The sequence below is a fragment of the Methanolobus sp. WCC1 genome (assembly GCF_045690315.1).
GTDB lineage: Archaea > Halobacteriota > Methanosarcinia > Methanosarcinales > Methanosarcinaceae > Methanolobus > Methanolobus tindarius.
This window is the reverse complement of sequence record NZ_CP146979.1, coordinates 1,762,783-1,775,624: the sequence shown is the minus strand read 5'-3', so window position 1 is coordinate 1,775,624 and position 12,842 is coordinate 1,762,783. Positions and strand designations below refer to the sequence as shown.

Below are 12,842 nucleotides of genomic sequence, written 5' to 3'. Positions count from 1 at the left end.
TATATATTTTAATATATATCATTAAAATAAAAATACTATATATTTCTATCGGATATTAACAATAATTCTTTCTATATCAGGTAGTTCTGCATCCGTTTTAAATGAAGTACCGCTAAAATGCGTTCTTGATGCTTTATATCCATTGTCTCTCAGTGCAGTGATAAGGGTGTCAATGGTTGATGCAGATACTCCAAGTTTCTTACACAGGAGATGCTGGTCATAAAACATAGGAATACTTAGCTCATCCCTGCAGAATTCCAGCATTTTAACGGACATCTCTTTTGTTCCCAGATCTCGCTGTTCCATTTCTTCAATGATCTCATCGCAGAACTCAGGTTCATGTAATTCTCCAAGCCACATGGGTCCGGAAATAAGATATTCTTTACCGCAGAGGCTGCACTTATCGTTGATATGGACAGCAAGCCCATAAACTTTCTCACGGTTCCCACATTCACATTGTGCAATGAATCCCATTTTCTTCAGCATTTTATCTGCCTGTTTTGCTCCTCTTCTGATATGAAGATAAGTTCTTACATAATGCCTGGTAGCATGTGACAGAAGGGGAACCATGGCTTTATCATGAAGTGAAAGCTCCCTTGCAACCCTGCCAAGAAGAATGCGTACTCCCATTTCACTGTGATACTCATTATTAAGTGGAATAGCAGCATATTTTCTGATTCCTGAATTCAGGTGTGCACCGCAAAGAGGTGCTGTATCTGTTGCTGTGACTTCCAGTAAATTTACTACAGAACGGGCAGCAGATGCAAGGAATGGTGCAGGTGTGCCAAAAGGATCGAGGTCAACAATATTGAAATGTTTTTCATGTAACAGAACATTGGCATTTTTGTGACTTGCAAATGTATGGTCACCAATTCCCATATTTTCAATATTTTCCTGTATTAGCTTATAGGCATCTTCACTCCAGTCATTCAGTGTAGTTTCAATGCCAATTTCATTAGCTACTCTTAAGCCTCGTATTCCTGACGCTGAAAGTGCATCAACATAAGTTATTCTCTTCTCAGGGTCAGGTTCCATTCTTTTAAGAAAAGCAGATGTTGCAGCTATGGAAATATCGCGGTTCATTTCCATAACCGGATTAAAAAAAACAGGTGCTGCAGAAGGAGCAAAATTTGCCCCTTCTTCAGGAACAGGAACCAGAACTTCAGTATCTCCTTCTTTAACAGATCTCACATTCATTTGGTTCCCAGAAGATACATTCTTATTTAACAATAATGGTTCCCTTCATTGCGTCCCAGGTTTTCACACTGTATGTAAAGGTACCACTCTCATTGAAAGTGTATATGAAATTTCTCCTGTTAACTATACTTACATTTTCCCAGAGTCCTTCACCGCTTACAAGCGTAAAGGTCCTTACAGGGTCATTATCATTGAACCAGATAACAGAATCACCTTCGTTTATAGTAAGGTTATGTGGTTGCACGTTGAAGTTTCTCATATATACTGTATAGGATTTTGCTCCCTCATATTCAATGACTTCCAGTGTTTCGTCCTCTTCGTCAGAAATGACTTCTTCTTCTTCTTCTTCACCTGATTCCTCAACAGAGACATTGTCAGTATTTTCTGCAACCGTATCATTTGCTGCATCTGTCATCGAATCGTTCATGGATGCATTCTCTTCTGTTGGGGTTTCAGTGTCATCGACACAGCCGGCAACTACCAGAGAAAGCATGACAAGGAGTATCATAAAAAATTTCATCTTCATTGGATCACCTGCATTAGAATATATTTCCGATGGTTAAATAACTTCACTATCACTTTCTATAAGTTGAACATTTATAATTGGAGTATTATTTTGAATTTCAATGTCTATAACAGCAGCAAATCCCAAAGCAGCCATCCCTGGGTTGACAATTGTGGTTTTTCCAGCCTTCTCCACTCCCCTTGCTTCATGTATGTGTCCACACACCATCAGGTCAGCTCTTTCAAGAAATATATTGAGTGCCTTGCATCCTACATTTGTATCCCCTACCATGTCAAGCACCCCAAAAGGAGGAGTATGTGTAAGGGTCACAAGTACTTCATCTGCTTTTACCTCTTCCAGCCTGCTGTTGACGTTATCTTCAAAATCACATTCTTCTATTTCAAATGGTGTGCAGAAAGGGGTGGGGTTAGATCCTCCCATACCTATAAACCTGACACTATCTATTGAGATTGATCTTTTATGCAGGTTAGTGGCTTTTGATTTCTCAATCACTTTGATAATAGACTGATTATCACAGTTGCCGGGGACAGCAAGTATTTGCTGGCTGAACTTTTCAAAAAGTTCAAGTGCCTTTTCATCCGGTCCGAAATTTGTGATGTCACCTGCTATCAGTACCAGATCCACGTCACCTGCAATCTTTAGCAGTGCTTCTATCCTGGAATAGTTTCCATGCGGGTCTGCTATAGCGAACAATCTCATTTTTTGTTATCTCCGGTTTGTACTACTGTTAACTTTTCAGTTAGAAAGAGCGGTCTCCACCAAGAATGCTTCCCAGTGCACTGCTGCCTATGCCTGCAATTCCTGAGGATTCTTCTCGCTGGCTGCTGTTCATGTATCTTGATGCAGCAACTATCCTGTCTGCAAGACGTGAGAACGGCAGGCTCTGGAGATATACTTTTCCAGGTCCGGAAAGTGTTGCCAGTACAAGCCCCTCTCCTCCAAAGAGTGCATTCTTAAAACCGCCTGCCCATGTAATATCGTATCCCACAGTTTCCTCAAATGCGGTAAGACATCCGGTATCCACTCTGATTGTCTCTCCGGGTGCCAGATCTTTTTCTACAATGGCTCCACCTGCGTGTACAAAGGCCATTCCATTACCTTTCAGTCTCTGGAGTATGAATCCTTCTCCTCCGAAAAGTCCTGCTCCTATTTTCTTTGTAAGTGCCATTTCAATTTCAATTCCATTTGCAGCACAGAGGAACGAATCTTTCTGACAGAGGAAACTACCTCCGAACTTACTGAGGTCCAGTGGTATTATCTTACCGGGGTATGGTGCTCCGAATGCCACATATCCTTTATTTTCTCCTTCATGGACAAAACTCGTTATAAAGAAGCTTTCGCCTGTTACAGCACGTTTTAAACCTTTAAGGAGCCCGCCGCCGGTAGAGGTTTCCATTCTGATTCCGGGGCCCATATACATCATAGCACCGGCTTCTGCTCTTACAGCTTCGTTAGGATCCAGTTCTATCTCTACAAGCTGCATGTCGTCGCCAATAATCTTATAATCTATTTCATCAGCCATCTATCATTCCTCTAATTCAATCAATTTACTGTTCCTGAAGAACTTGTGATAGAGATTTGCGTTACCAGTATTTATTGCTTTATCTCAGGTATGCGTATTCTGTGGGCTTTTGCACAACTCAACTTGAATAGTTTAATATAGCTCCTGTGCGTAACCACCAGTTGATAAGTGTGTACCGAAAAAATTTTCCACTTCATTTGAAGCATTATTTGCTTGCACTGCAGGCAAGGAAACACGGCGGGAGGACTCATGATCTGGCAATGAGATTCAAAGGTCCCGAATCAGATATTCTTGATTTCAGTTCCAACACGAATCCACTTGGCACACCGTTCAATTTCCAGGCAAGTAACCTTGACCTGAAACAAGCTGTTTTTGAATCTACAGAAAGGATAGAACAGTATCCTGATAACAGGTACCTGGAACTCAGAACGGCTGCTGCTGCTTATATTGGTCAAAATATTTCTGCAGACAATATTGTGCCTGGAAATGGTACATGTGAACTTTTACGTCTGATTATGGAAACCGTTGTCAATGAAGATGATATTGTAATCACCACTTCACCTTCATCCGGTGAGTATCGCCATATATCAGGGATTTTCGGAGCACGTATCCATTCTTTTACTACTGATGAATTATTAAATCTTCCAAAAATGACACTTGATAAGGCTAAGGTTATTATTCTTGGCAATCCGAATAATCCTACAGGCCGTCTTGTACCCAGGGATAAGCTTTCCGTTTTTGCCCGAAAATGTGCTGAACATGGTACTTTGCTTATTGTTGATGAATCAGCAATTGAACTGTCTGATCCTGATATGAGTATTGCTGACCTGACGCTTGATAATGATTATCTTTTCGTAATAAGGTCGGTATCAAACATTACGGCAATGCCGGGAATCAGACTGGCATACGGAATTGCATCCCTTTCTCTTGCAAACATACTCAATGCTGCACGTCTTTCATGGAACATCGGTGTGACAGACGAAGCTATAGCCCTGGCTTTCTTTAGCATGCCAGGTGGTCCTAATAGTGAATATCTTAAAAGATCCCGTGAGTTTATTAAAAAAGAAAGGGAATACATAGTCAAACGTTTCTCAGGAATTTACGGTTTTGATCCTGTTGAAAGCAGTACTAATTATATACTCATTGATGTAAAGGATCTCTTCCTTGATTCTGTTAGACTCAGCGAAGGGCTGGCTCTGCATGGAATATTGATACGTGAATGTAGTGATTTCTTTGACGGGAATAAACGTTATGTGAGAATATCAGTCCGCTTAAGGGATGATTTCGAAAAATTAATACACACTCTTGATACTGTCTTTGCTGAAACCAGCAGGGAAGATGCAAGGGAAAAACTAGAAGAGACCATAGAGCACGGTGGAAGTTCCTGTGCAGGCCGTGGTACCTGTGAATATTATCCCTGCCATTTTACCGGGCAGGATTGTACTTTCTGTTTCTGTCCGTTTTATGCATGCGAGGAAGAACGGACAGGAGGCAAATGGATCGAAAGCTCCACCGGAGGGCAGGTGTGGAGCTGCGAACATTGTACTTTATTGCATAGACCAAAAGTTGCCAAAATGGTGCTTGATGCACTGATGGCAGATGGAGACACTGATGATAATATAAGGAGGGCATGGAAGGAGATCATTGAGCCCCTGCTTTGATTCTGTGGAGTTAAGCTGAGCAGGTTAATATATTCCCTGATTTCTACATGCTTTGATTATTGTGACAGACCAAAGACCACCGCTTCCGGTAAAAAAATATCTTCTAAGCCTTGAACCATGTGTTCATGGTGGGCTGATTAGAAAAAGTTCCCAGAAATACGGCATTCCCGAATCTGATATTCTGGATGCAAGTGCCAGTCTTAACCCTTTAGGAACCCCTTTTGACCAGCCAGAGCCTGAGCTGAATTTACAGGAGCTTCTGGATAAAGGACTTGAAAAACTTGAGCAGTATCCGGACAACCGCTATCTTGAGTACCGCACGGCTGCAGCAGAATTTGTTGGAATGGGAATGACCTATGAGAACATTATTCCCGGAAACGGTTCAACTGAGATTATACGACTGGTGGCAGAGTGTGTTGTAGCTGAAGGTGATGTTGTACTAATTCCAAGACCTACCTTCAGTGAATATGAATTACAATGCAGTGTAATGGGTGCCAAAATTAAGTACATCGATCAGGATGGTATCTTCAATCTTGAAGATGAGATTCTTGCAGAAGCCAAGATAATCTTTGTGTGTAATCCTAATAACCCGACCGGAAAATTGTTTGACAGAGAAAAGATGGAAAAGCTTGCAGAACAATGTGCAGCTCAAAAGACCATACTCTTTGTGGATGAGGCTTACATTGAACTGGCAGAACCGGAGCAGAGTGTTGCGTATCTTGTGGAAAACAACGATTATCTTTTCATCCAGCGTTCTTTAACAAAATCATTTGCAATTCCGGGAATCAGAATGGGATTCGGAGTTGCTTCTTCTAAATTTGCATGTGTGCTTAACAATGCAAGACTTTCCTGGAACATGGGATGTGTTTCAGATACAATTGCTACTGCCTTGCTAAGTATGAAGGGCGGTGTGAACAGCAAGTATCTCCTTGATTCAAGAGCTTTCATAGAACAGGAACGTGAATTCCTTATGGATAAACTCTCCCGCAGGGGATTCAAACCTGCTGAGAGCTGTGTAAATTACATTTATGTCGATATTACTGATCTCTCTCTTAATTCATCAGAACTTGCAGAAAGAATGGCATCTCATGGTGTACTGATACGTGATTGTGAGTCTTTCCAGAATAATGGCAAGAATCACATAAGAGTGGCAATACGCACAAGGGAAGAGAATGAGCGAATTGCAGATACAATCCGTCAGGTGATTTATGAATGGGGCAGGGAACAGGCTGAGATGCAGCTTCATGAAAACATTAAGGTAGCTGCAAAAGATGGTCGTAAAGGAAGCAATATTGACTGTGACTATTACCCATGCCATTTTGAAGGACAGGACTGCACCTTCTGTTTCTGTCCATTCTATCCGTGTGAGGACAGTCGCACAGGTGGCAACTGGATTGAAAGCTCAAGCGGCGGTCAGGTGTGGAGCTGCCTGAACTGTACTATCGTTCATGAGGAAAAGATAGTTGATGACCTGTTATCCATTTTCATTGCTGAAGGTCTTAGCGATGAAAGTATCAGAAAAGCCTGGAAGGAAGTTATGGAGCAAAATCTATGATCCTGCCGGTGCCGGTACAGCCAGAGGCCAGTGAACTGGTTATAGTGCTTCTTCTAGCCTATGTCCTTGATATTGCAGTTGGTGAACCTCCATTTGCAGTCCATCCTGTTGTCTGGATGGGCAGGTTGATAGGCTTTTTCAAGAAAAATATACCTAAAAGCAATCGCAGACTTTATGGAATATTCATTGGTCTGACAACGATACTTTTCGGGTGTCTGATTGCTTATCTTACAATGTTATTCATGAGTATTGAGTCCATTCCAGCTGTTCTTCGTTATCTTGTGGCTGCTTATTTCCTTAAGGCAACATTTGCAATTCGCTGCCTTTATGGTGCAGCTAATGAAGTAAGAACAGAACTGGATGCAGGTAAACTTGACAGTGCCAGGCAGAAGCTTTCAATGTATGTAAGTCGAAATACTTCAAAGCTGGAAGAGGGACAGGTCTCTTCGGCAATAATCGAGACAACTTCAGAGAATTATGTGGATGGAATTCTTTCTCCTTTGTTGTTCTATGCCTGTTTCGGTCCATACGGGCTCATTGCTGCATACATTTTCAAAGCTACAAGCACTCTGGATTCCATGGTAGGATACACAGATGAACGCCACCTTGAAGTAGGCTGGTTCTCTGCGAAGTTTGATGATGTACTTAACTGGATACCTGCACGTCTTTCTGTGCTCTTCCTGTCAGCTGCAACTCTTGTTGTGAGTCTGGTATATCGTAAAGTCAAGATTCCGGATTACAGGACTGCTCTTAAAACAGGTATCATGGATGGGCTAAAAACTCCCTCTCCTAATTCAGGTTTTCCAATGGCTTCAATTGCAGGTGCCCTGAAAATAAAACTGGAAAAACCAAACACCTATGTTCTTGGTGATGGTTTTGTTTATCCTGTGTCAGAGGATATCAAACTCACATCCTGGATAATCCTTGTGGCATCATTCTTTGCGATTATCGCATCTTCATTAATAATTATACTATAAATGTGTTTAAAATCACAATTACATCTGATATTCAAATCTAAGAATTGAAATCCGGAAATATAACAATCATAACAATCCAATCTCAAACAACAATCTTATAAAGAAATCTCCCCGAAGTGATGGCAATGAAATTATCGGATATAGAATCAAAAGACCTGAAAAAGAACCAGTCCAGGGAACTGGATGGTGAGATCACCAGGGATATAATCGAGATCCTTGAAGAGGAAGGAATAACAGTTCAGATGCTTGTTGATGCGGCACTTGAGCTTTATGCACCACATCCGGGTATAGAAACAAGAGAACTTGCAGAGGAAAAGTTCCTTAAAGAACTTGACATCGCAGTATCCGATCCTAACCTTTGTCTTCTTATCTATTCTGGTGTTTTACTTGAAAAAGAAGGTCAAAAAGGGCGTTTACCCAATATCAGCAGAAGTTCATACGAAAAAGATCTTACATTCATAATTGCTGATGAAGTCCTTGGCATGAGTATTTCCAAGTATATCAGTGGTGATAAAGGAATGTTTGAGTTTGTACGTTTTGACAAACAAAAACCTGGAATTCTTGCAAAGCTTGGTCCCTTCATGGATGACATAATCGGTGGTCTAATAGGCGGTGTATCTGCCAACATGTACACAAGAGCAATGGCAGAAGCAGCTGAAAAGGCTAAGAATGAAAGCAAGAAGAAACCAGATCCTGAAAGCAAAAGTGATGTGATAGCAGGATGAACGGATTCTTATTAGCTCTCAGATCAAGTTTCGGATTCCTTTCTACAATTCCTGTAGGTATCACCATGGAAGGACTCGATGAGTTCTTCAAAAGAACATACCTGCATCTGGTAGTGGGAATTGTTCTTGGATTGTTAATGGGTGCAGTTGCTTATCTTCTTGTAAGTTATCTTCCAATATCTATTGCCTCTGTGCTTGTAATAGCATTCGTTTACTATATTACGGGACTGAACCATCTGGATGGAGTGGCAGACCTTGGTGATGGTCTTACAGCTCATGGTTCTGTGGAAAAGAAACTTAAAGCACTGAAGGACATGTCCTTAGGAATAGGTGGTGTTGCTTATGCCGCTCTTATTATTATTGCATTTTATGCGACTCTGATGGCATTAAATGAACAGTCTGCCATTGCATATGCATCTGTTGCCGACGTTGCAAAAATATTCTTCTTTGCAATGTTTGTCTCAGAGATTAGTGCTATGCAGTCCATGCTGACAGTTGCCGCATTCGGTAAATCAATACATGAAGGACTGGGATCAATACTTATCGAGAATACCACAGTACCTAAATACCTTATAGGATTTGTAATTGGTATTGTTGCCTGTGTTGCAATGTCATTTTATCTTGGTTTTGGTATGACTGGTATAATTCCATTCATTGCAGCTATACTGGCAACTTTTGTATTGCTCAATATCAGCAAGAGACATTTTGGTGGCGTAAATGGTGATGTTATCGGTGCTTCCAATGAGGTAGGAAGGATAATCGCACTTATAGCCGTGACATTGGTAGTGATGTATGGAGGTATTGTTTGGACGCTATAATAATGGCAGGGGGATTTGGAAGCAGGCTTGGTATGGGGGAAAAACCCTGTGTCGAGTTACTTGGAAAGCCTCTGATATCATATGTAATCGATGCGCTGCAAAAAACAGAAAACATAGGCGACATTTACGTTGCTGTATCCCCGGCAACCCCTAAAACCGCATCTTATGTGGAAGAAGAATATGATGGTAAAGTACAGGTGATACCAACAGGTGGTGGCAACTATGTTGGTGATATGGTATATGCTGTGAAGGCCGCCTGTATAAGCGATCCGCTTATGGTACTTATGTCTGATTTACCTCTGCTTACTCCTGAGCTTCTTGAAAAGGTAATTGCTGAATATAAGGTATGTGGTAAGCCGGCTATGTCTATATTTTCTCCGATATCTGTTTGTAAAAGCCTTGGGATAAGGCCTGATACGGTGTTTAATTGGGGTGGTGAAGGAAAGCTGATAGTTCCTTCAGGCGTTAACATACTTGATGGAAAGGATGTAGATCATGAGCAGGATTATGTAAGTCTTGTGATGGATGATGTTGAATTTGCTCTTAATATCAATACGGCTGATGATCTTAAAAGATGTAAAGAAATGATTCTTGAGCGGGATGCTAATTCGATCAAGAATTAAATGAGGATATGTTGGAGTAAAATATTGTTAATGATATTTAATTACAATATCCGTACACTTTATATCTCATAATTACTAATAATCTTAGAGACAGGTTGGAATTGTCTTATTGTGTGTTGGTTGGAGAACTCACAGGCACCTTTTAACGAATAAAAGGTGCCATTCAATTCATTTCTAGGTTTTATGTTTTTTACTGAACTTTTTACTGAAAGTAGTCTTACTTGTTTTTCGGAATAAACCAAAGCATTTAAATCAGGTTTTGGACAAAAACCAATGTTATTTCGGTTGTTATTACAGTAAATACATATGAGGATAGGTTTATGATCAAAAGATTTTACGTGACTTTTATAATGTGTCTGGTAGTTCTGGCTGCAGTCATGATAAGTGGCTGTACAGGATCTGATGACATTGCAAATGAAGATGAAACCCAGGAAGTTGTAGAGGATGTGTTCTCAACTCCTGAAGAAACAGAAGTTGATGACAGCACATTCACCAATTCTATTGACATGGAATTTGTGAAGGTATCTGCCGGTGATTTCCTGATGGGTGCTCCTGAAGATGAAAAATACAGTGATAAGGAAGAGAGACCTGTTCACCAGGTGACCATTGGAAATGATTTCTATATCGGTGTTTATGAAGTAACCCAGGACCAGTGGGAAGAAGTTATGGGTGAGAATCCTTCTTCCTTCACAGGCGATGGGGACCTTCCGGTAGAAAAAGTATCATGGGCACAGGTTAATGAGTTTATTGAAGCTCTCAATGAGATGGAAGGAACTGAAAGCTACCGCCTGCCTACAGAGGCGGAATGGGAGTATGCTGCAAGGGCAGGTACTGACACGGCTTTCTCTTTCGGTGATGATGCTTCGATGATGCCTGATTATGGCTGGTTCGATGATAACTCTGAGGACAAGACAAGGCCGGTAGGTATGAAGGAAGCAAACCCATGGGGTCTCTATGATGTGCATGGAAACGTTGCTGAATGGGTGCAGGATGAATATCACAGTAATTACAACAAAGCACCAACTGACGGTAGTGAATGGACAAATGGTGTAGACAGAAGAGTTATCCGTGGTGGAAGCTGGGATAATGCTGAAGTCAACTGCCGTTCCGCTGCAAGGGAAAGTATCGGTGAGGGAAGCCGTATGAATTATATTGGTTTCCGTCTTGTGAAAGAGATTTGATATCCGGTTTGGGTATCATCCTTTTTTCTTATTTTTGAAGTTTTGAGTTTTAATCATAGAATGTTTTGTTTTTAAATTTAAAACGGCACTGCAACCAGCTACTTCTTCCGCGACGACGAGCGCATAGCCAAGCAGACAGCAAAAATCATGAACCCACTCTCAAACCTATCACTGATACATTCATCTACCTATCACCAATCAGTGATACATATCACTGATACCTATATATAGTTATCACTATATAGTGATAACTAAGATGACACAACAAAGTGGAGACGAACAGAACGACACCCGTGCGTACATCATGGAACATCTGGGGATTCCTGAGGGCGCGGGGGTTGTTGCATCAGGGACTTCCCTGAGCAGTCTGCCATTCAGTCCGGACCTGATACTGGAAAAAGAGGACATGCTCTATGTCATTGAAATAAGGTCAAGGGTAACGATAGATGCGATATCACGGCTGAATCTCTTCCGTGATCTCTGGCAGCGGGAGAAGGGGAGAGGGAAACAGGTCGTGCCTGTGCTTGCTGCAAAATATATCCCGAAGATGGAAGAAGAGCTCATGGATAAACTGGGCATAGAAGCAATAAAGCTTCCCCGGTCACTGGTCTCTGAAAACAGGGAACAGTACACATCGGCCAGTCACAGGATAACATCAGAGAAATCATGGAAAGTAGTATCCCGTCTACTCAAAGAGAAAAAGACATCCATAAGGCAACTTTCCTTAATGGAGAACGTATCCTACGGCTGGGCGCACAAGACCATAAAGGCACTCATACAGCAGAACATAATCAGGCAGGATAACGGTCATGTCAGCATATCCGATGTGAACAAACTCCTCAGCGGCATTGCATGGGAACGTCCGTTCTCCAATCTCATGATCGAAGAGATACGGATAGACTTCGAAGAATCCACAACAGCCGCAAAAGAGATAACATCAGCCCTCAAAGCTCAGAATGACATACCATTCGGCTTCACATCCTACACCGCAGCATCACTGTACACAGGTTACGGAGTACGCCATGATGCCGTATATCTCTACATGCAGGAAGAAAATCTCAGTTACTTCAGGGAACTGTTCACATCCAATTCTGACAAAGGAACTCATGCATACATATACCGTACTGACAGGGACGTCTTCCGTGATGTCCGGGAAAAGGAAGGTATCAGGATAGTATCCCCTTCCCAGACACTGCTTGACCTGGCAGGAATGGGCTACTCTGCAATGGATATAACAAAACAGTTGGTGTCGGTCTATGCCACAATATGAACCCACACAAAGGATAATTGCTCTTTCTCTGGAAGAATTGAATGAGATTATCCGCTACCTGCACGAAAAGAATGATAATCTCAAAGACTCAAACACCGTGCTCATCGGTGGCTGGGCAGTAGATTCCTATAACCCCTGGTTCGGATCAATCGATATAGACCTCATCACAAGCAGCAAAATTCGTAAGAGCATAATGTTCCATCTGCGAGAGAACAGGGGTTTTAAGCCATACAGACTTCCCGGCATCTCCACAAGTGTCCAGAAAATGACCGACGCAGGCCCTGTGATCATCGACTTTGCCACCTGGCAGAAGCCTTTCCCTTTTGAAGGAATCGATGACAACTATCTGGATTTCCGCATCCTTAAAAAGAACACCGAAATGAGAACAATACGTGGCGGTATTGAAATGACCGTTCCAACTCGGGGAGCATTGATCATCCTGAAGCTCAAAGCCATATGGGACCGGCAGTACAGAATCGATAATTTGCTAAGCCATGACCCTTTATGGGAAAATGGAAAACTTATAAAAGACAGGGCAGATATCCTTGCACTGCTTGACCCCGGTCACGGTGGAAGAGAACTGGATATTTACGTGTTCGCTGAGCTGCTAGAAAAGTATCCTTTCCTCGAACAATCCTTACGCACCGTGTACGAAACAAACGAAGGTATCGAAAAATATGGCAGGTTATCGCAAAATGATTCGGATGCTCTCATAAAGCAACTCTTATCACTGGTTAAATGAAGTTGTGAAAATAAGGGCACTGGACCATATGCGTCAACCAGTTCT

At 41.8% G+C, this 12,842-nt stretch carries 13 protein-coding genes; 9 read left to right on the top strand and 4 right to left on the bottom strand.

The window, feature by feature from the left end:
- Positions 1–45: 45 nt before the first annotated feature.
- Genes V7O61_RS08580 through V7O61_RS08565 form a run of 4 tightly spaced genes read right to left on the bottom strand, consistent with a single transcriptional unit; the run spans position 46 to position 3,245 of the window.
- On the bottom strand, positions 46–1,197 hold the full coding sequence (locus tag V7O61_RS08580) for a tRNA (guanine(10)-N(2))-dimethyltransferase (RefSeq protein WP_407282132.1): 1,152 nt from the start codon (positions 1,195–1,197) through the stop codon (positions 46–48).
- Positions 1,198–1,219: 22 nt separating this feature from the next.
- Positions 1,220–1,723 (bottom strand): hypothetical protein, encoded by a 504-nt coding sequence (locus tag V7O61_RS08575; protein WP_407282133.1) that lies wholly within the window; start codon positions 1,721–1,723, stop codon positions 1,220–1,222.
- Between the two features lie 33 nt (positions 1,724–1,756).
- Complete coding sequence (locus V7O61_RS08570) at positions 1,757–2,422, bottom strand: metallophosphoesterase (protein ID WP_407282134.1); 666 nt, start codon at positions 2,420–2,422, stop codon at positions 1,757–1,759.
- Positions 2,423–2,462: 40 nt separating this feature from the next.
- A complete protein-coding gene (locus tag V7O61_RS08565; RefSeq protein ID WP_023843773.1) occupies positions 2,463–3,245 on the bottom strand; it encodes a TIGR00266 family protein in 783 nt (260 codons plus the stop codon).
- Positions 3,246–3,454: 209 nt separating this feature from the next.
- Between V7O61_RS08565 and V7O61_RS08560 the strand changes: the two genes are divergently transcribed.
- The 9 genes from V7O61_RS08560 (at position 3,455) to V7O61_RS08520 (ending at position 12,797) form a co-directional block, all read left to right on the top strand.
- Positions 3,455–4,906, top strand: coding sequence for an aminotransferase class I/II-fold pyridoxal phosphate-dependent enzyme (locus V7O61_RS08560; RefSeq protein WP_407347375.1), 1,452 nt, complete (start codon positions 3,455–3,457; stop codon positions 4,904–4,906).
- Between the two features lie 61 nt (positions 4,907–4,967).
- Entirely contained in the window at positions 4,968–6,461 is a 1,494-nt protein-coding gene (locus V7O61_RS08555) for an aminotransferase class I/II-fold pyridoxal phosphate-dependent enzyme (protein WP_407282136.1), read from the top strand.
- Complete coding sequence (locus tag V7O61_RS08550) at positions 6,458–7,438, top strand: cobalamin biosynthesis protein (protein WP_023843770.1); 981 nt, start codon at positions 6,458–6,460, stop codon at positions 7,436–7,438. The genes V7O61_RS08555 and V7O61_RS08550 overlap by 4 nt, the downstream gene beginning before the upstream one ends.
- 125 nt (positions 7,439–7,563) lie before the next feature.
- Positions 7,564–8,163, top strand: coding sequence for an alpha-ribazole phosphatase CobZ (cobZ, locus tag V7O61_RS08545; RefSeq protein ID WP_048135580.1), 600 nt, complete (start codon positions 7,564–7,566; stop codon positions 8,161–8,163).
- Positions 8,160–8,981, top strand: a complete 822-nt coding sequence (cobS, locus tag V7O61_RS08540; protein ID WP_407282137.1) for an adenosylcobinamide-GDP ribazoletransferase — start codon at positions 8,160–8,162, stop codon at positions 8,979–8,981. Before cobZ ends, cobS begins: the two co-directional genes overlap by 4 nt.
- The gene (locus tag V7O61_RS08535) at positions 8,969–9,604 is read left to right on the top strand and encodes a GTP--adenosylcobinamide-phosphate guanylyltransferase (RefSeq protein ID WP_023843767.1); all 636 of its coding nucleotides are present in this window, start codon (positions 8,969–8,971) and stop codon (positions 9,602–9,604) included. Before cobS ends, V7O61_RS08535 begins: the two co-directional genes overlap by 13 nt.
- Before the next feature lie 320 nt (positions 9,605–9,924).
- Entirely contained in the window at positions 9,925–10,785 is an 861-nt protein-coding gene (locus tag V7O61_RS08530) for a formylglycine-generating enzyme family protein (RefSeq protein WP_407282138.1), read from the top strand.
- Between the two features lie 256 nt (positions 10,786–11,041).
- Positions 11,042–12,055, top strand: coding sequence for a hypothetical protein (locus V7O61_RS08525; RefSeq protein WP_407282139.1), 1,014 nt, complete (start codon positions 11,042–11,044; stop codon positions 12,053–12,055).
- Positions 12,042–12,797: a hypothetical protein gene (locus V7O61_RS08520; protein ID WP_407282140.1), complete on the top strand. Its 756-nt coding sequence runs from the start codon at positions 12,042–12,044 to the stop codon at positions 12,795–12,797. The genes V7O61_RS08525 and V7O61_RS08520 overlap by 14 nt, the downstream gene beginning before the upstream one ends.
- The last annotated feature ends 45 nt before the right edge of the window (positions 12,798–12,842 follow it).

Excerpts from the sequence above, each read along its gene's own strand:
- V7O61_RS08580 (WP_407282132.1), bottom strand. The coding sequence starts at position 1,197 with ATGAATGTGAGATCTGTTAAAGAAGGAGATACTGAAGTTCTGGTTCCT.
- V7O61_RS08575 (WP_407282133.1), bottom strand. The coding sequence starts at position 1,723 with ATGAAGATGAAATTTTTTATGATACTCCTTGTCATGCTTTCTCTGGTA.
- V7O61_RS08570 (WP_407282134.1), bottom strand. The coding sequence starts at position 2,422 with ATGAGATTGTTCGCTATAGCAGACCCGCATGGAAACTATTCCAGGATA.
- V7O61_RS08565 (WP_023843773.1), bottom strand. The coding sequence starts at position 3,245 with ATGGCTGATGAAATAGATTATAAGATTATTGGCGACGACATGCAGCTT.
- V7O61_RS08550 (WP_023843770.1), top strand. The coding sequence starts at position 6,458 with ATGATCCTGCCGGTGCCGGTACAGCCAGAGGCCAGTGAACTGGTTATA.
- cobZ (WP_048135580.1), top strand. The coding sequence starts at position 7,564 with ATGAAATTATCGGATATAGAATCAAAAGACCTGAAAAAGAACCAGTCC.
- cobS (WP_407282137.1), top strand. The coding sequence starts at position 8,160 with ATGAACGGATTCTTATTAGCTCTCAGATCAAGTTTCGGATTCCTTTCT.
- V7O61_RS08530 (WP_407282138.1), top strand. The coding sequence starts at position 9,925 with ATGATCAAAAGATTTTACGTGACTTTTATAATGTGTCTGGTAGTTCTG.
- V7O61_RS08525 (WP_407282139.1), top strand. The coding sequence starts at position 11,042 with ATGACACAACAAAGTGGAGACGAACAGAACGACACCCGTGCGTACATC.
- V7O61_RS08520 (WP_407282140.1), top strand. The coding sequence starts at position 12,042 with ATGCCACAATATGAACCCACACAAAGGATAATTGCTCTTTCTCTGGAA.